The sequence below is a fragment of the Marinobacter sp. G5_S1_61_S3 genome (assembly GCF_054968585.1).
This window is the reverse complement of record NZ_JBQKUK010000018.1, coordinates 38,238-56,301: the sequence shown is the minus strand read 5'-3', so window position 1 is coordinate 56,301 and position 18,064 is coordinate 38,238. Positions and strand designations below refer to the sequence as shown.

Genomic DNA, 18,064 nt, shown 5'->3' with positions numbered 1-18,064 from the left:
CATGTACGAAGCTCATTTCGGACTGCAGGAAGCACCGTTTGCATTGACGCCCAACACCCGGTATTTCCTCCGGGCACGTAGCCACAGCGATGCGCTGGAACTGCTGTTGGTGGCCTTGCGTGAACGGGAAGGCTTTATAAAAATCACCGGCGAGGTTGGTACCGGCAAAACCCTGCTGTGCCGGTTGTTGCTCAATGAGCTGGAGCAGGACGCCCATACGGCCTACATTCCCAACCCGCACCTGACACCGGAGACCCTCTATGAGGCTGTGGCGGAGGAGCTGGGTGTGGACGTTGCGAGTTGCGCCAACACCCACCAGATACTGAAAGCTCTGAACGAGCGCCTGATTGCGCTGGCCATGGAGCAACGCCAGGTGGTGCTGGTGATTGATGAAGCCCAGGCCATGCCCGAGGAAACCATCGAGGCGCTGCGTCTGTTGACCAATCTGGAAACCGAAAGTACCCGGCTATTGCAAGTGGTGCTATTCGGACAACCGGAACTGGACCAGATACTCCAACGAGACAGCATGAGGCAGCTACGGCAGCGGATTACCTTTCAGTATCGCCTGGCACCATTGGATAAGGTGTCGGTAGCACAGTACCTCAGGCACCGCCTGTCCCAGGCCGGGTACAACGGCGGTGACCTGTTTGCACCCTCCGCACTGCGTTTGATTTCCCGCTCATCCGGCGGTATCCCGCGGTTGGTCAATATTATCGCCCATAAGTCCCTGTTGTCAGCGTGGGGCCGGGGCGACCAACAGGTCAGCCGCTGGCACGTGATGCAAGCAGTCAGGGACACTGACAGCGCCCGCGTGCCCAACCTTCTGGTGAGGTGGCTATGAGTTTGCTCAATGATGCTCTGCGGGCCGCCGAACAGCGCCAGGATCGGCCTGTGGCGCCCGGAGTCTATGCGGGAGGTCAGGCGCAGGCTGGCAATCGCAAGCGTGCGTTGGTGAGCGTGTTGGTGGTTCTGGCGATCGTAGTCGCTGGCCTTGGCGGCTACTGGCTGCTCTCCATCGACTCCTCTTCTGCCCCCGCAGAACTCGCGTCAGTTCCCTCTACCGATACTGCGCCCTCGGCAGATGAACCAAGTCAAGCCAAGGTAAGCGATGTTGCCGCTGACGTTTCGCGAGCGGAGCCCGAAGAACCAGCAGAAGCGGTGAAGGCCGTGTCGTCGCCCGCAATGGCTGAGCCGGAACCGGTTCAAATACAAGCATCCACACCGCGGACACCCGCGTCTCAAAACCCGGCACCAGAGCCGTTGTCACCGGAAACCACGGAACCTGATACCACGGAGCAGGAGCCAGCCCAGTCGCCCCCTGCCTCGGTGGCGAAAAGGGAAAAGGTTGAACCGTCATCGACGGAGCCAGAGAAAGAGGCAGAAACAGAAGCTAAGGAAACGGAACCAGAAAAGACTGCCATTGCTGACGTGAAACAGGTGCCGGAAACGCCGGCTGCGACCGATCGCAGCACTGCGAGGGAGCTGGAAAAATTGGTGGCGCAGGGCCGTATTACCGACGCAGAGCGCCGTCTTGCGGCCCTGACCCGGGAGCAGGACGCCCCCCGCAGCCGCTATGTGGTTGCCAGGGCATTGCTGGTTGATGGCAAACAGGATCAGGCCCTTGGCTGGCTGCCCGCGGAGGTTACCGCACAAAACACGGCTTTGCGTTTGCTGAGAGCAAGGGCCCTGCACGCCAACAATGATCTGGGTGCGGCCCTCAACACACTGACGTCGAGCATTCCGCCTGTGGAAGGACATGCCGAATACCGCGTTACGCTGGCAACGTTGCTGCAACAACAGGGTGACAGTGCAGAAGCCGCCCGGCACTGGGCGGCACTGATTGCCTGGGATGACAGCCAGGCTCCATGGTGGGTGGGGCTGGCAATTTCCCTCGAGACACAGGGCGAGCAGGCCGGAGCGGCCAGGGCCTACCAGCAGGCAGCCGAACTTCCGGGGCTGCCCCGGTCGTTGGCCGACTACGTACAGCAACGCCTGCAGGCATTGCGGGCAGGATGATCCATGGCTGAAGCAAAGAAAAAAATCCGCATAGGCGACCTGCTGGTCCAGAACGACGTCATCACTGAGCAACAGTTGATGACCGCCTTGCGTGAGCAGAAAAATACCGGACGCAAGCTGGGCCGTACCCTGATCGATCTGGGCTATGTGGAAGAGGACAACCTCCTCAACATCCTGTCACGCCAACTGGATGTGCCATTCGTTCAGTTGCGCCACTTCCAGTTCAATAACGAGCTGGTCAAGAAGCTGCCGGAAGCCATGGCCCGCCGTTTCCGCAGCATCGTATTGGCGGAACAGAGCGGCGAATTGCTGGTAGGTATGGCCGACCCGCTCGACATCTTCGCCTACGACGAACTGGTGCGGGTGCTGAAACAGCCGATCAAGCAGGCCGTTGTGCGGGAAAGCGAACTGCTGAATACCCTCGATCTGGTGTATCGCCGTACTGACGAAATTGCCTCGCTGGCGGAAGAACTGGAAGACGAACTGGGCGACGACGCCTTTGACCTGGCGGACCTCAGCGCCGAGTCTGAAAGCGCGGAAGCACCTGTGGTAAAGCTTCTGCAGACGCTGTTTGAAGATGCCGTGCAGGCCCGCAGCTCCGATATTCACATTGAACCTGATGAGACTGTGGTACGTATTCGCCAACGGGTGGATGGCGTGCTGCAGGAACAGGTGATGAAGGAAAAGCGGGTTAACTCCGCTCTGGTGCTACGCCTTAAACTGATGGCTGGCCTGAACATTTCCGAGAAGCGGATTCCCCAGGATGGCCGCTTCAATATCCGCGTAAAGGGCCGCAGCATCGATGTGCGGGTTTCCACCATGCCGGTTCAGTACGGCGAGTCGGTGGTCATGCGTTTGCTGGACCAGAGCCAGGGCATGCTGAACCTGGACGTCACCGGCATGCCGGAAACGCTGCTCGAAAACTTCCGCCGTATGATCAAGAAGCCCCATGGCATGATCCTGGTCACCGGCCCGACCGGTAGCGGTAAGACCACAACCCTTTATGGCGCGCTAACCGAACTCAACCGTCCGGAAGTCAAAATCATCACCGCAGAAGACCCGGTGGAGTACCGGCTGCCGCGCATTACCCAGGTGCAGGTAAACCCGAAAATCGGCCTGGAATTCGCCAGTGTACTACGCGCCGCGCTGCGCCAGGACCCGGACGTGATCCTGGTGGGCGAGATGCGGGACCATGAAACCGCCGAGATTGGCCTGCGTGCGGCGATGACCGGCCATCTGGTGCTCTCGACGCTGCACACCAACGACTCCATCAGCAGCGCCATGCGACTGATTGATATGGGCGTGGAGCCTTTCCTGGTGGCCAGTTCCCTGCTTGGCGTTGTTGCCCAGCGGCTGGTGCGCAAGGTTTGTGAGAACTGTCGCGAGGCCTACGAGCCCACCAGTCAGGAAAAAGTCTGGCTGAACCAGTTCGATCTTGATCCGCTCGACCTGGAGGCCGGGTTTGTACATGGTCGCGGTTGCTACCAGTGCAGCAACAGTGGTTACCGGGGGCGTCTGGGTGTGTACGAAATGCTGGAAATGAACGAGGCGATGCTGGACGCACTGCGCCGCCAGGACATCGCCGGTTTCACCCGGGAAGCGCGCAGGAGCCACCTTTACCGGCCGCTTGGTCTTTGTGCCATGGATTTTGCACTGCAGGGCGTGACCACTCTGGAAGAAGTGGCCCGGGTGGCGGCGACCTCTGAGGGCGACGTGTCCCTGGATGAGGTGCCGGTGCTCTCTCAATCCTCTGGTGATGGCGGCGCCGACAACCCTGCTCCCAATGAGGGAGGTGTCTGATGCAGTTTACGTACCGGGGTAAGGACAGCAGAGGAACCGTGCAACAGGGTGCGCTGGCTGCGCCGAGCCCCGAGGCGGCAGCGTCTGAACTCATGCGGCGGGGCATCACACCCCTGGCGATCCATGAGCAGGCACAAGGCGAATCCATCGGCGACCGGCTGAACAACTTGCCGCTGTTCCGCAAGAAAATCACCCTGGACGAACTGATCGTGTTCTGCCGTCAGATGCATGCGTTGACCAAGGCGGGCATCCCGTTGATACGAACCATGCGTGGCCTGGCGGACACGACGCGCTCGCCCGCGCTCAGCGAAGTGCTGGACGACGTAACGGATCGCCTTGAGGCCGGTTCCACGATGGCTACCGCCATGCAGGCGCATCCCAAGGTGTTTCCGGATCTGTTTATCGCCATGATCCATGTGGGGGAGAACACCGGGCAATTGGACGACGCCTTCAAGCGGTTGTCTGAGATCCTCGAGCTGGAGCGGGACACCAAGCGGCGTCTCAAACAAGCCATGCGTTACCCCACCTTCGTGATGATTGCCCTGTTTGGGGCGCTGATGGTTGTGAACTTCCTGGTGATTCCGAAGTTTTCGGCGGTCTTCAGCAAACTGGGTGCCGACCTGCCATTCCTGACCCAGGTACTTGTTGGTACCTCAAACTTCCTGTTGGGCTACTGGTACATCGTACTGTTCGGTATGGCTGCAACGGCGCTTTTGGTGAGGCAGTGGAAAAACACCGACCAGGGACGCCTGACCTGGGACCGCTACAAACTGAAAATGCCTATTATCGGACCGCTGCTGGAGTTGATTACCCTAAGCCGGTTTGCCCGTAACTTCGCCAGTATGCTGTCTGCGGGTATGCCCGTGACCCATGCGTTGACCGTGGTTGCAGACGCCACGGATAACGCCTGGATATCCAAGCACATCAAGGAGATGCGGATCGGTATCGAACGCGGTGAAAGCCTGCTGCGGACAGCCCGGCAGAGCGATATGTTCACGCCGCTGATCTTGCAGATGATTGCGGTGGGTGAGGAAACCGGTTCGGTGGACGACATGCTCGTGAACGTGGCGGACTTTTACGATGAAGACGTGGACTACGGCCTCAAGCGGCTGGCGGAATCCATCGAACCGATACTGATCGTGGCCATGGGTATCCTGGTTCTCATTCTTGCACTGGGCGTGTTCCTGCCCATATGGGACCTGGGAGCGGCCGCCATGGGGCGTGGGTGAATGACCGGCCAGAAGTATTCGGCGATGTCGGTGCTGACCAATTCACATCGCCTGAGGTTTCTGGTGGCCCTGTGCATCCTTTTTACCCTCTGGTGGGTATTACTGGGAGTTGTAGAGCGGGAAGCCGGCAGGGCGGAACAACAAGGTACACGGCTGATGATCAACCAGATCAGAAGTGTGCTGGTCGTAAAAGGGGCAGAGATTCGCCTGCAGGAAGGGGCCGACTTCAGGGCCTGGTCGGGCGGAAACCCTTTCGAATGGTTTGGATCAGAACCGGCCCGGTATGATGGGATTTGTCATGACGGGCTGCCGGAGCCCGGCAGGTGGTGTTTCAAGCCGTTACAAACCGGCGATAAAGGCTACAAAAAAGACACGGCAGGCGCGCAGGGACAGGTTATATTTCAACCACGCCAGCCGATAACCCTTGGAGACAGGCAGGGAAGCGGCGACACACCCATGGCCTGGGTTGTGGCGGTCGAGTTCACGGACAGGAACGGCAACGGACGCCTCGATGGACAGGATCTCCAGTCCGGGCTGAGGTTGCAGCCGGTGGAGACGCAGAATGATCGTGCCGAACATTGATAACAAGCCTCAGGGAGGCCACGCTATGAGGGCAATGACACTAAAAGCGCACCAGACAAAGGGGTTTACCCTGATTGAGCTGGTGGTGGTGATCTCCATACTCGCCATTCTTGCAGCCTTTGCGTTGCCAAGGTTCGCCGAACTGTCGGACGAGGCCCACCGGGCAAGCATCCAGGGCACTTCGGGCGCCTACGCCGCTGCTGTTGCACTGGTTCGTGCCCAGTGGACCGCCCGTGGCGCCGCTGGCGCACAAACTAATCTGCCCGGCTTTGGCGAGGAAAACGTCGACGTGAGTGCTGACGGTTGGCCAACGGGCGTAGGTGGCAACACCGACCCGACCGCCATGAGTGCCACAGAGTGCCAAAACCTCTGGCTGGCCCTGATGCAGTCAAACGCGCCGACCGTGGCAACCTCCGGCGACACAACGGATTACACAGTAACCGCAAGCGGGTCCGTTTGTACCTACGAGTACAACCTCAATGGTGGCACAGACAACATTCAATACGACGCCGACAGCGGCGAAGTAATTCGGGTTATCAATTAATCCATTTTAAAGCAGCAAAAGCAGGAGAAGACCATGAATATGATGAACCAGATGGCCGCAAGAAAAGAGAAAGGTTTCACCCTTATTGAACTGGTAATGGTGATTGTAATTCTGGGTATTTTGGCGGCGTTTGCGTTGCCTAGGTTTGCGGATTTGGGGAGTGACGCAAGGAGGGCGACATTGGAAGGTGCGCAGGGCAGTGTGAAATCTGCTGCGGCCATTGCTCATTCAAAATGGCTTGCTCAGGGCAGTACAGGCAGCGTCGAGTTGGAAGGGTCGACAACTGTGACCATGTCTCCAGAAGGATATCCGACATCGGATGCGGCTGGTATTGGCGCTGCAGCACAATTGTCAACCGAAGACTATACGTTGACAGACGGCACTGACGTGGCGGCCGATCCTGCGACAGTTTCTCCTGTCGGGGCAACCACCGCAGCTTCATGCATCTTCTCGTATGATCCGACGACCGGCCAGACGTCTGGCTTTGATGCGGACGGTTGTTAACTACAGACGTTGTTTAGACACGCATCATAGGTCGGATTACGCTTTTACTAACCCGACCTGCGTGCTGCGCTGGGGATACGGGCAATCCGGGAGTGGGGCATGAGAAAAAGAATCGCCCCGATGTCATCGGGGTTCACCCTTGTTGAGTTGGTCATGGTCATCATCCTGATCGGGGTTCTCTCCGCTCTGGGTGTTGGCCTGTTTGCCAGCCGCTCCGCCTTTTCTCCCTTGTTGGCTACCCAACAACTTGCCTCTGCAACGCTGCTTGCCCAACAAGCAGCGTTGGCAGGCAACTCTTCTAACAGTCTGACCATTTCACAGAGTGCAGAGCACTTCCGGTTTACCGTCGGGGCGAGGACGTTTGAGCTGCCACGGGCGGAAACGTCTTTGTCTGTTGCTAGTGGCTTGCCACTGACGGTGACATTCGGAGCAGACGGTTCACCAGGGGCCGGGACCAATATCGAGTTTGCCTTTACTGGCGACAGCACCTTTGAATCCTGCCTGAGTTCCCTCGGTGCGGTCTATCGCGGGAGATGTCAGCTGTGATGTCTGACCAGCGCGGTGCCACCCTGGTGGAGCTGGTGATGACCATTGTCATTATCAGTGTGGCCATTGCCGGAGTGGTGGGAGCGTTCGCCCTTATCAGTGGTCGCAGCGCTGATCCCTTGAACCAGACCCGGGCCGTAGAGCTTGCACAGCTGTACATGGATGAAATCATTACCCGGAAGTACGACGACTCAGTGCCTCAGGGAGGTATGCCGAAATATTCAGGCGGCTGCAATATAGGAGCAGAACCTGGTGAAGAACGCGGTACCTACGATGACGTCGATGACTACAACGACTTGACGGATAGCCCGCCGAAAAACGCCCGCGATAACGATGGTGAAGTTCTTGATGGCTATGCGGGCTTTTCAGTTTCAGTTTCGGTGGTTTGTGCTGGTGCTGATGTGGGACTCCCCGGTTCTGAGGCCAAAAGGGTCGATCTAACGGTTCTTGCTCCGGGAGGGCAATCGTTTTCATTTTCGGCCTACAGGGCAAATTTCTGATGAGGCGTGTGGCAGGGTTTACCCTTGTGGAGCTGGTCATCGTGATCGTTCTGCTCGCTATTGTTGCTACGATTTCGGTGCAGTTTGTAGCACTCTCCACCCGTGGTGCCATTGATGTGGGATCTCGTCAGCAGCGGGCGCTTACTGGCGTGGTTGTCAGCGAGCATATCAGCCGGGGGCTGAGGGAAGCCCTGCCGACTTCGGTTCGGACCAATTCGAGCGGCTCCTGTATTGAATGGATGCCGATCATTGCTGCGTCGAACTACGAGAATTTGCCCGGCGGGCCGACTCCTGATTCGTTTGAAGCGGTGCCGCTTCCGGATGGAGGTTCCGCAAGGGGCCGGGTTGTGGTCTATGGATACGGCAGTAATCTCTACGATGTGACCAATCCCGGCCCGGTGTCGCCGTTGGCGACTATGCCTGCCGGTGCTTCACCGGTGACGGTCACTCTGGACTCGCCCCATCGTTTTTCCGCTAAATCGCCTGAGAAGCGATTTTATGTTGTTGGTGACCCGGTAGCACTCTGCCAGTCTGGCCGCTGGCTATACCGATACAGAAACTACGGTATCAACGAGCCGGTGGCGTCCGGCTTGCCAATCGCGTATCCGGGGCGCGAGGTCCTGGCAGCAAACCTTGAGGCGGCATCACTGTTGTTTGAGGTTACGCCCCCTACCTTGCAGCGTGGTGCGGTAGTGTCCTTCCGTCTGGTGCTGGAAGATACTGGAACCGGAGAGTCCACCGCCATCAGTCAGGAGGTACAGATCCGCAATGTTCCCTGACAGATCTCGACATCATCAGGCTGGTGCAGGCCTGCCCGTTGCCCTCTTTGTTATCACCGTGCTGTCGCTGCTGGTTTTGGGCATGTCTCAGATGCAGCAGATCAGCGGTGAGTCAGTCAGCCTGCAGATTCAGTCACAGCGGGCATTCTTTGCGGCTGAGAGCGGTGCGCAGGTCGCGGTTCGTGACGTGCTCGAGGCCTCCGACTGCGCTGGGCTGAACAGCCCACTGGTTTTTAATGATGCAGTCGGACTGCAAAGCTGTCGTTCCCGCATGACCTGCGAGTCGGTAACGGCCAGTATTGGCGGTTCCGGTGGCAACACGGTGTATACCATAACCAGTACCGGGCAATGCGGTGCTGGGCCGGATGAATCAACCAGGGTGGTAGAGGTGCGTGTACGATGATGTCTGTTCTGCGCGAGTTACCACGGATCGTGGTTATTGTTCTGTGTTCGATGATTGCTCCATTGGCGTATGCGGCACAATGTAGCGATGTGTTCAGTCAACCGGATGGTGTCAATGACAACCTGCAGGCATCGGGAAACACCCTTGACCTTACCGGTGTGAACTGGGCCAACGGAACCTGGCCTCCCTCAGGAGTTCCCCAATTGGGAGGTGAGGAATATGTCTCCTCTCAGCCAGGACCTAGCTATGAGCTTGTGCTTCAGCCCGGGGCGCAAAAGGTCATATTCGTCAACGGCAACCTGACAATTGATCGCGGCACTCGGTTGAACGAATCCGGCTCTCCGGACCAACTGCTTATTGTTGTGCGCGGAAGCCTCAGCATTGCAGGTGGCGGGAATAGTGCAAACAACCGGGTTGTGATTAATGGTCTGATATACGCAGCTGACTCGGCGTCGATTGGGAACAACGTCTACATCGACGGTGCTGTAGCCGCCGGAGGGGCGATTTCCACTGGAAACAGAGACGTAGAGTTTTCTGACTCTGACGTCAATACGGACCTGTTGGAAGGGCTGTGTGATTCAGGAGCAGCGGGGCCCGTGGATTTGTCGGCCAACGGTGAGTCAGTGGGCCCAGTGTCGATAGGCGTCGACGATAGCGTTTCGTTTTCTGCTGATGTGGCAGGTTGCCCTCCAGTGCCGACTCTCTCGACTCAGGACTGGCGTGAAACATGGTTGGTCGATGGACAGCAGGTGGCTCAGTCTGTATCTGGATCATCCAGCTGCTCAAGGTCGCCGCTTATCCGGACAGATACGTTCGATACGGAAGGACAGTACGCGGTCCTGTTAACGGTTGAGTACCGGAACTGTTTTTTAGGCTTCTTTTGTGGTGGGTGGCAGGAGCATGGTGGCGACACGATCACTATGGATGTGAGCGACGACGATGCGCTCACCTGCTTCACTGATGATTATCTTGATGGCAGCCTGTCTGCAGACGATTGGGTGACATCCGTGTCGAGAGGAAATTTCACGCCAAGTATTGTGAACGGTCGTCTTCGTATGACAGAAGCCCGTTCTAACCAGGCCACGGCTGCAACTATTCAGCGCGAGATTCCGGGTGCGGAAAATCTGGTGATCATTGAATTCGATTACTACGCCTATGGGGGAAATGGCGCGGATGGTCTGGCAGTCGTACTTTCTGATGCGAGGGTGACGCCTCAGCCTGGAAGTTATGGCGGGTCCCTGGGGTACGCCCAGAGGAGTAATGGAGATCCGGGATTTGCCGGCGGGTGGCTTGGTATAGGTCTTGATGAGTTTGGTAATTTTTCTAACTCCAACGAAGGCCGTGTTGGAGGGGCGGGATTCAGACGGGATGCAGTCGCCGTCAGGGGGGCAGAGCAGGGTGGGTACCGGTATTTGCGGGGAACCGGCAGTGTATCTCCGGGTATTGACCAGCCGGGAAACAATCCGTCTGCCCATCGTTACCGGGTCACCGTAGATTCACGTGTTTCCGGCGAGGCCCTGGTATCGGTGGAGCGTGATGTGTCCGGTACTGGTGACAATTACCAGATCCTTGTGGAAAGTTTTAATGCGCTGAACGAACCTGGGCAGCCCGCTGTGCCAGAAAATTTCCTGTTGTCGTTGACGGGCTCCACCGGCGGTTCTAACAATATCCATGAACTGGACGGCTTCCAGTTGTGCGCCCTCAAGCTGAACCCGGTGGGCGCCCAGGTTGATCATTTTGAAATCCTTCATGATGGCGTGGCGCTGACCTGCCAGCCAGAAACGGTCACCATCCGTGCCTGTGCCACTGCAGGGTGTAACGACAACGAACTCTTTACCGACCCGGTTGAGGCAACGCTTGAGCCTACTGAAGGCTGGCAGGGCGGCAATCCGGTGACGATTGTTGGTGGGACGGGCGAGTTCGTATTGCAGAACACAGTCGCCGGTGAGGTCTTCCTTGATGTGGTGGGCTCGCAGCCATCAACTCGTCCTCAATCCGTAACGCTGTGTCGGCGCGGCAGCAGTCCTCTGTCTTCTGAAAACTGCAAGCTGGAGTTTTTTGAGTCAGGGCTGGCTTTTGATATTCCCGATCTGACATCCCACAAGCCTTCGGGCCCGGTGCAGGTTCAAGCCGTACGGCAGGACGATACAAGCCAAGCGTGTGTTCCAGCGTTTGAAAACGCTGAGCGGGAAGTCCATTTCTGGTCAACGTATGTGGATCCCGGCCCGGGAGGCCGTCCTGTTGATCGCCCCTTGTCGGTGAACAACACGGATATCAGTGGGGACGAGAGTGCGCCTACACCTCTGAACCTCTCATTTGGTGATGACGGTATCGCCGAGATTGAAGTCAGCTACCCGGATGCGGGGCGTCTGGACCTCGGTGCCCGGTATGACGGATCACCCGCGAATAACGACGAAGGCTTGTCGATGCCAGGCTCAGATGCCTTTGTCAGCGTCCCGGCGGGGTTTTGTGTCAGTAGCGCAGGAGCGTGTGCGGCGGGCGATTCTTCTTGTGACGTATTCGTCAGGGCCGATGAGCCTTTTGATCTGTCGATCACCGCTGTTGGCTGGCAGAGCGACACTGACACCGATCTATGTGATGCAAACCCTGTTACTCCTAACTTCCGGATGTTGACGGTCCCCATTGCCTCGGAACTGGTTGCGCCCTCGGGTGGTGTCAATGGCACTGTGTCGCCCTCTAGCTATTCCCATTCCCGGTCATTGGATGCGACTGAAACGGTCAGCGTAAAGATGTCAGAGGTTGGCGTGTTCCGTTTTACAGCGACGCCGGTAACCGGTGGGTATCTTGGTAAAACGGTGCCTAAGGGCACCAGTGCACCTACGGGGCGTTTTTACCCCGATCGTTTTAACGTCACCATTGACGAAGGTGCACTGGGCGCTCATTGCGGTGCACCAACGCCTTTCAATTACACCGGGCAGGACATTTCATGGTTATTGGCGCCAACACTGACAATTGAAGCCCTGTCGATGGATGGAGCTCGTACCAGGAACTACACCGAGCCCGGATTCCAGAAGCTGGTCAAGGAGGACGTGATTCGAACTTTTCCCGTCGAAGACAGCTCGGCAGTGAACCGTGAGAATGAGAGCATTGACGTCAGTACCAACGTATCCCCAGGGGAGGAGCTGTCGGTGGCCGAGCCCGGTCTTCTGCAGTTCAACTATGCTGCTGGTGATACCGTTCGTTACCTGAAGGTCCCTGAAGCGAGGGTTGCCCCCCTTACGCCGCCACCTTCCCCACCCGACCTTCCCGGCCCAGCGAATCATCTTCTGACCTATGGTGTGACTGATATCACCGACGCTGATGGCGTCAGTGCCGACGGTGCGCCGTATAAATTTTCACCGGCAGCGGCTTTCGACATCCGTTTTGGCCGGTTGTCCATGGACAACGTGTATGGTCCTGAAAATGTTCAAGAGCTACGGATGCCTTTCAGGCTGGATTACTGGAATGGCTCGCGGTACGTAACCAATACGGCCGATAACTGCACCAGCTGGACGACAGCCACCATTTCGAGCGCTGCCAATCACCACACACTCGTTTCGGATTCGGGCACGTATACCGCGGGTGAGGCCGGACCACTACGGCTTCAGGCGACCGGCTCCCAAGGTACAGATCGACTGACATGGACAGTTGACGAGTGGCTCCGCGAGGATTCAGACGAGGATGGTACTGCCGAAGCGCCCTCAGCCCTGGCCACCTTCGGCGTCTACCGTGGCCACGACCGCGTTATATACTGGCAGGAAAAATAGCGGGAAGGGGGGTCAGTCCTCCTCCCCCTCCGGGTGATCCATCCCGAGTTCATTAATCTTGCGGGTCAAGGTATTCCGTCCCCAGCCCAGCAGGATGGAGGCATCACGCCGGCGCCCGCCGGTGTGCTTCAATGCGGTCTCGATCATGATGCGCTCAAACTCCGGCACGGCGGTATCCAGAATGCCTTTGTGGCCGCGTTTGAGCTCCTGTTCCGACCAGTTGCGCAGGCCTTCCTGCCAGGTCTGGCCGGTGGCCGGCGCTTCGGCCTGCTGCATCAGCTCGGGCGGCAGGTCATCGATGTGAACCTCGCGGCCACTGGCCATCACCGTCAGCCAGCGACAGGTGTTCTCAAGCTGGCGGACGTTACCGGGCCAGGGCAGGGTGGTGAGGTATTCCTCGGCTTCCGGGCGCAGTATTTTGGTTTCCACTGCCAGTTCCCGGGCAGCCCGCTTGAGGAAATGTTCCATTAACCGCGGGATGTCCTCGCGGCGCTCCGCGAGTTTTGGCAGGTGCACCCGGATAACATTCAGGCGATGGAACAAATCTTCCCGAAAGGTGCCCGCCTGGACGAGCTTTTCCAGGTCCTGGTGTGTAGCCGCGATGATGCGGACGTCCACTTTGATAGGCGTGGTGCCGCCCACCCGATAGAACTCCCCATCCGCAAGCACCCGCAATAACCGTGTCTGGGTGTCGGCGGGCATATCACCGATCTCGTCGAGGAACAGGGTGCCTCCGTTGGATTGCTCGAAGCGACCCTGCCTGGCGGCAGCCGCTCCGGTGAAGGCGCCTTTCTCATGGCCAAACAGCTCGGACTCAATCAGGTCCTTTGGAATCGCGGCCATGTTGAGTGCGATAAAAGGGTGGCTGGCCCGGGGGCTGTGGTTGTGAAGGGCCTGGGCAACCAGTTCCTTACCGGTACCACTTTCGCCATTGATCAGTACGGTGATGTTGGAGTGGGACAATCGGCCGATGGCCCTGAACACCTCCTGCATCGCAGGCGCTTCACCAATGATTTCGGCATTTCTCTGTGCGCTTTCAGCTTGCGGCTCCGAGGTGGCCCGGCGTTCGTGGCTGTGAGCAACGGCCCGCTTTACCAGTGCGACGGCATCATCCACGTCAAACGGTTTCGGAAGGTACTCGAAGGCGCCCGTCTGGTAGCTGGTCACCGCGCTTTCCAGGTCGGAATGGGCGGTCATGATGATCACCGGCAGATCCGGGTGTGAGTCAACAATCTGTGAGAGCAAGGTGATGCCGTCGACGCCGGGCATACGGATGTCGCTGATGATGGCATCGGGCTGTTCGTGCTCCAGCCTCATCATGATGCTTTCGCCACTTTCAAACACCCGGGGCTGCATACCGGCCTGGTTCAGGGCGCGCTCCAGCACCCAACGTATACTGCGATCGTCGTCAATTATCCAGACGTTTGCCGGTTGGCTCATTGGTTTTCCTCCAGAGGCAGGAAGATGATGAAGTCGGTTTTTCCGGGCTCGCTCTCGCATTCAACAAGCCCGTGATGTTGCCCGATGATGCTTTGGGTGATGGACAGGCCGAGGCCTGTGCCGCTGGCTCGCCCACTGATCATCGGGTAGAAAACGTTTTGCAACAGATCCGGTGGTATGCCCGGGCCGTTATCAATCACATCCACGCGGCACACCAGGCGATGGCGTTTGTGGCCGATGGTGAACTGTCGCAATGCGCGTGTGCGGAAGGTGATCGTCGGCTGTTCGTCGCCGGTCATCTCCGCCTGGTTCTCGAACGCGGCTTCCATGGCGTTGCGGGCGATGTTAAGGAAAGCCTGAATCAGCTGTTCCTTGTCGCCCTGGAACTCGGGCAGGCTGGGATCGTAATCTCTTCGGAAGTTCAGGCGGCCGCGGCTCTCAGCTTCCAAAAGGGTTTTGACGCGCTCCAGAACCTCATGAATATTGGTGGACGCCATTTTTGGGGCTTTGTTCGGGCCGAGCATGCGGTCCACCAGGGTTCGCAGGCGGTCCGCTTCTGCAATGATCACCTGGGTGTATTCTTTCTGGTCTTCGTTGTGCAGTTCGCGGTCCAGCAACTGGGCGGCCCCGCGAATACCTCCAAGAGGGTTTTTGATTTCATGGGCCATGCCCCGGACCAGTATCCGGGTGGTTTCCTGCTGGGAGATGATGTCTTCTTCCCGGCTGATCCGTAGCAAGCGGTCCCTGGGCTGGATTTCGATCAACAGTTCCGTTGGCTCAAGGCTTATGGGGGACACGGAATAATCAACCGTTAGCCGCAATCCGCTTGTCAGTATGAACTCCGCTTCGCGTCTGGTGTACGACTGGCCATTCTCGGCTGCCGCATACAGTGTTTGCAGGGCATCTTCAGAGTCGATCAGGATGTCGTTGATCGGGGCTCCCTTACTTCTGGTTACGCTGGTTTCAAACAGACTTTCGGCCGCCGGATTCAGGTACTGGACCCGCAACCCGTCACTCAGCACCAGTACGGCTGTGGTCAGGCTGTCCAGTATGCTTTTGTATCCGGCCGGTATTGCCATTCGTTTGTCCCTTTTGATGGGCCTTGCGGGTTGCTAAGGCAGTTTTGCAAAAAACGAACCACATTGGCTGTTCGTGGCTATGACAGTGCGCATTTAGCGGGCATGCGGGTTACAGGCCTGTGAACACGGCGTGGTGTAGTGCAGAAATATCATTGCGTAAAGCCTGCCCGCGGATATCCGCCCTGGGAATGGTCAGAGTATGGCTTTTTTATGGTGCGATCGCACTAAAGTGGTGCAATCAAGAATGGCGTGGTGGTTCGCTAACCGCTACAGGTCTGCGTTTGTATGGCGCCCCGGCTCGAAGCGGTCGGGGCCCCGGAAGGGTGCATCAGTTGTTGACGCTGGGCCGGTGGATGGTGAAGGTAATGGTTTCGCCGCTCTTGACGGTAACACCGTTGCTGTCGACGATATTGACGCCTGCATCGTGGGTGCCGCGAAACACATTGCGCACCATCACTGTCCCGGACGCGCTCTGGCCAACCGGTTGGCCGTCGAGTGTCACTTCGTACTTGTGGCTGCCCCGAAGGCCAGGTGAACTGGTCACGCGGAATTCCACGTCGCCGCTGCCACTGTGGAAGGCCTGGTCATCGCCCGGCGCGAGGAAACGGACGCTGTCGTAGACGGAGCCTTCCTGTTGCACTTTTTCCCGCAACCGCTCTGGCTCACGAACCGCTTCGAGTTTTGGCAGGGTGACCGTGGTGACCGGTTTCACTTTGATCTCCTCAGCAGGCGTGCCTTCCGAGGGTTCGTCGGTATAGGTAACGTTGCCCTGAGCATCCACCTGGCGATAGACCTCGGCGGAAACCGGAAACGCCGCGAGAGCGACAATGCCTGAGAGTAGTGCGAACCGTGCATTCATAGAGACAACCTGTTTGATTGTTTTATCCGATTATCAGCGCCAGTCATGAGTATTTCAACGCCATTACCCGGTAGCTTGGTTACATTCCGTTAAGGCTGGCCGAAATGTGCGGTCGTACACGAAAAAGCCCCGCACGAGGCGGGGCTTTTCTGGGTTGCTGATCCTTACGAACGGATTAGCAGGAGTAGTAGAGCTGGAACTCGACCGGATGTGTGGTCATGTTCAGTTTCTCAACTTCACCGCGCTTCAGATCGATGTAGCCGGCAATCATGTCCTCGGTGAACACGCCGCCGCGGGTCAGGAATTCATGATCTTCAGCCAGGCAATCCAGAGCTTCGGACAGGGTTTCAGCAACCTTCGGAATGTTCAGCGCTTCTTCCTTCGGCAGGTCGTACAGATCCTTGTCCATGGCATCGCCCGGGTGGATCTTGTTCTGGATACCATCCAGGCCGGCCATCATCAATGCAGCGAACGCCAGGTACGGGTTGGCCGCCGGGTCAGGGAAACGCACTTCGATACGACGTGCTTTCGGGCTGTTCACGTATGGAATACGGATGGAGGCCGAACGGTTACGGGCGGAGTAGGCCAGCATAACCGGTGCTTCGTAGCCCGGAACCAGACGCTTGTAGCTATTGGTTGCAGGGTTGGTAAAGGCGTTGATGGCCTTGGCGTGCTTGACGACACCACCGATATAGTAAAGCGCTGCTTCGCTCAGGCCGGCATAGCTGTCACCTGCGAACAGGTTCTTGCCGTCTTTGCTCAGGGACATGTGTACGTGCATGCCGGAGCCGTTATCACCAACCACAGGCTTGGGCATGAAGGTGGCGGTTTTACCGTAGGCGTGGGCCACGTTGTGTACGCAGTACTTGAGAATCTGCACTTCGTCAGCCTTGCGGGTCAGGGTGTTGGCGCCAACGCCGATTTCACACTGGCCAGCGGTGCCGACTTCGTGGTGATGAACCTCAATTTCCAGGCCCATGGATTCCATAGCGGCACACATGGCGCCACGCAGGTCGTGCAGGCTATCCACTGGCGGAACCGGGAAGTAACCACCTTTAACACCCGGGCGGTGACCGATGTTGTTGCGATCGAAGTCTTCGCCGGATACCCAGGCGGCTTCTTCAGAGTGGATGTGGTAGGAAGCGCCCTGCATATCCACATTCCATTTAACAGAATCGAAAACAAAGAACTCAGGTTCCGGACCAAACAGGGCACCGTCAGCGATGCCCGTGGACTTGAGGTACTCTTCCGCACGGCGGGCAACGGAGCGTGGGTCACGCTCATAGCCCTGCATGGTGGAAGGCTCTACGATGTCACAGGTAATGTTCAGTGTGGTTTCTTCGGTGAACGGGTCCAGCACGGAGGTGCTGTCGTCCGGCATCAGAATCATGTCGGATTCATTGATGCCTTTCCAGCCGGAGATTGAAGAGCCGTCGAACATCTTGCCGTCGCTGAAAAAGTCCTCGTCCACCTCGGTGGCCGGCAGCGTTACGTGTTGTTCTTTGCCACGGCTGTCAGTGAATCTCAGGTCGATCCATTTGACTTCGTGTTCCTTGATCAGATCAATCGTCTTGGACATTGTGCATGCTCCGTCTGTTATCCCGCCGTGCGGGCGATTTCTGTGTACATTGTTGCCGGATCGTTCAGCAGTGCTGACTCCCGATCTTTCTTTCAGGTAGGGCAGCTTAACAAAAGCTGTTGCGAGTTACCTGCAAATTCGGCTGCTTAAGGTTTAGCAATAGCCTTGCCAGTTTTTGATGCATGCGCCACAAGTGCGCAATACCAAGGCGTTCGGGCTGTTTTGGAGCGATATGTGCTGATTGGGTGGCCCTATCGCTCTTTCGTGGTGCGTTAAAACGGTGCGATAGCTGAAATAATGCACCAAAATGATGCAGATGGGTTGTTGCTTCGATAAGCGTTTTTCTTCATATAAACGCAAGTGAGTTTGCTATATACTGCGCGCCACTTCATTTTTGCCTCAGGTATTCAGCACAGACGCTGAGTTTCTTCAGGGGG

16 protein-coding genes are annotated in these 18,064 nt (G+C 57.6%); 12 read left to right on the top strand and 4 right to left on the bottom strand.

Annotated features, from left to right (window positions below):
* Position 1: 1 nt before the first annotated feature.
* The 12 genes from ACTRWH_RS17125 (at position 2) to ACTRWH_RS17070 (ending at position 12,670) form a co-directional block, all read left to right on the top strand.
* Positions 2-841, top strand: coding sequence for an ExeA family protein (locus ACTRWH_RS17125; protein ID WP_036203392.1), 840 nt, complete (start codon positions 2-4; stop codon positions 839-841).
* On the top strand, positions 838-2,016 hold the full coding sequence (locus ACTRWH_RS17120) for a tetratricopeptide repeat protein (protein WP_085681644.1): 1,179 nt from the start codon (positions 838-840) through the stop codon (positions 2,014-2,016). Before ACTRWH_RS17125 ends, ACTRWH_RS17120 begins: the two co-directional genes overlap by 4 nt.
* Before the next feature lie 3 nt (positions 2,017-2,019).
* Positions 2,020-3,816: an ATPase, T2SS/T4P/T4SS family gene (locus tag ACTRWH_RS17115; protein WP_462826679.1), complete on the top strand. Its 1,797-nt coding sequence runs from the start codon at positions 2,020-2,022 to the stop codon at positions 3,814-3,816.
* Complete coding sequence (locus ACTRWH_RS17110) at positions 3,816-5,045, top strand: type II secretion system F family protein (protein ID WP_462826678.1); 1,230 nt, start codon at positions 3,816-3,818, stop codon at positions 5,043-5,045. Before ACTRWH_RS17115 ends, ACTRWH_RS17110 begins: the two co-directional genes overlap by 1 nt.
* On the top strand, positions 5,046-5,627 hold the full coding sequence (locus ACTRWH_RS17105) for a hypothetical protein (RefSeq protein ID WP_051946555.1): 582 nt from the start codon (positions 5,046-5,048) through the stop codon (positions 5,625-5,627).
* A 25-nt stretch (positions 5,628-5,652) separates the two neighbouring features.
* Complete coding sequence (locus ACTRWH_RS17100; protein WP_127402445.1) at positions 5,653-6,171, top strand: prepilin-type N-terminal cleavage/methylation domain-containing protein; 519 nt, start codon at positions 5,653-5,655, stop codon at positions 6,169-6,171.
* A gap of 33 nt (positions 6,172-6,204) precedes the next feature.
* Positions 6,205-6,675: a type II secretion system protein gene (locus tag ACTRWH_RS17095; RefSeq protein ID WP_085681643.1), complete on the top strand. Its 471-nt coding sequence runs from the start codon at positions 6,205-6,207 to the stop codon at positions 6,673-6,675.
* A gap of 99 nt (positions 6,676-6,774) precedes the next feature.
* Positions 6,775-7,221 (top strand): prepilin-type N-terminal cleavage/methylation domain-containing protein, encoded by a 447-nt coding sequence (locus ACTRWH_RS17090; RefSeq protein ID WP_462826677.1) that lies wholly within the window; start codon positions 6,775-6,777, stop codon positions 7,219-7,221.
* A complete protein-coding gene (locus tag ACTRWH_RS17085) occupies positions 7,221-7,721 on the top strand; it encodes a type II secretion system protein (RefSeq protein WP_085681641.1) in 501 nt (166 codons plus the stop codon). Before ACTRWH_RS17090 ends, ACTRWH_RS17085 begins: the two co-directional genes overlap by 1 nt.
* A complete protein-coding gene (locus tag ACTRWH_RS17080) occupies positions 7,721-8,500 on the top strand; it encodes a PulJ/GspJ family protein (RefSeq protein ID WP_036203405.1) in 780 nt (259 codons plus the stop codon). Before ACTRWH_RS17085 ends, ACTRWH_RS17080 begins: the two co-directional genes overlap by 1 nt.
* Positions 8,490-8,903, top strand: coding sequence for a pilus assembly PilX family protein (locus tag ACTRWH_RS17075; protein ID WP_462826676.1), 414 nt, complete (start codon positions 8,490-8,492; stop codon positions 8,901-8,903). Before ACTRWH_RS17080 ends, ACTRWH_RS17075 begins: the two co-directional genes overlap by 11 nt.
* Positions 8,900-12,670 (top strand): DUF6701 domain-containing protein, encoded by a 3,771-nt coding sequence (locus tag ACTRWH_RS17070; protein ID WP_462826675.1) that lies wholly within the window; start codon positions 8,900-8,902, stop codon positions 12,668-12,670. Before ACTRWH_RS17075 ends, ACTRWH_RS17070 begins: the two co-directional genes overlap by 4 nt.
* A 12-nt stretch (positions 12,671-12,682) precedes the next feature.
* On the opposite strand, the gene ntrC is transcribed toward ACTRWH_RS17070, so the two are convergent.
* From ntrC to glnA, 4 genes are all read right to left on the bottom strand, one after another.
* Positions 12,683-14,110, bottom strand: coding sequence for a nitrogen regulation protein NR(I) (ntrC, locus tag ACTRWH_RS17065; RefSeq protein ID WP_041335667.1), 1,428 nt, complete (start codon positions 14,108-14,110; stop codon positions 12,683-12,685).
* Positions 14,107-15,189, bottom strand: a complete 1,083-nt coding sequence (gene glnL / locus ACTRWH_RS17060) for a nitrogen regulation protein NR(II) (RefSeq protein WP_036203423.1) — start codon at positions 15,187-15,189, stop codon at positions 14,107-14,109. Before glnL ends, ntrC begins: the two co-directional genes overlap by 4 nt.
* Positions 15,190-15,517: 328 nt before the next feature.
* Positions 15,518-16,048 (bottom strand): DUF4124 domain-containing protein, encoded by a 531-nt coding sequence (locus tag ACTRWH_RS17055; RefSeq protein WP_036203426.1) that lies wholly within the window; start codon positions 16,046-16,048, stop codon positions 15,518-15,520.
* A 175-nt stretch (positions 16,049-16,223) separates the two neighbouring features.
* Complete coding sequence (glnA, locus tag ACTRWH_RS17050; protein WP_036203429.1) at positions 16,224-17,627, bottom strand: glutamate--ammonia ligase; 1,404 nt, start codon at positions 17,625-17,627, stop codon at positions 16,224-16,226.
* Positions 17,628-18,064 lie beyond the last annotated feature (437 nt).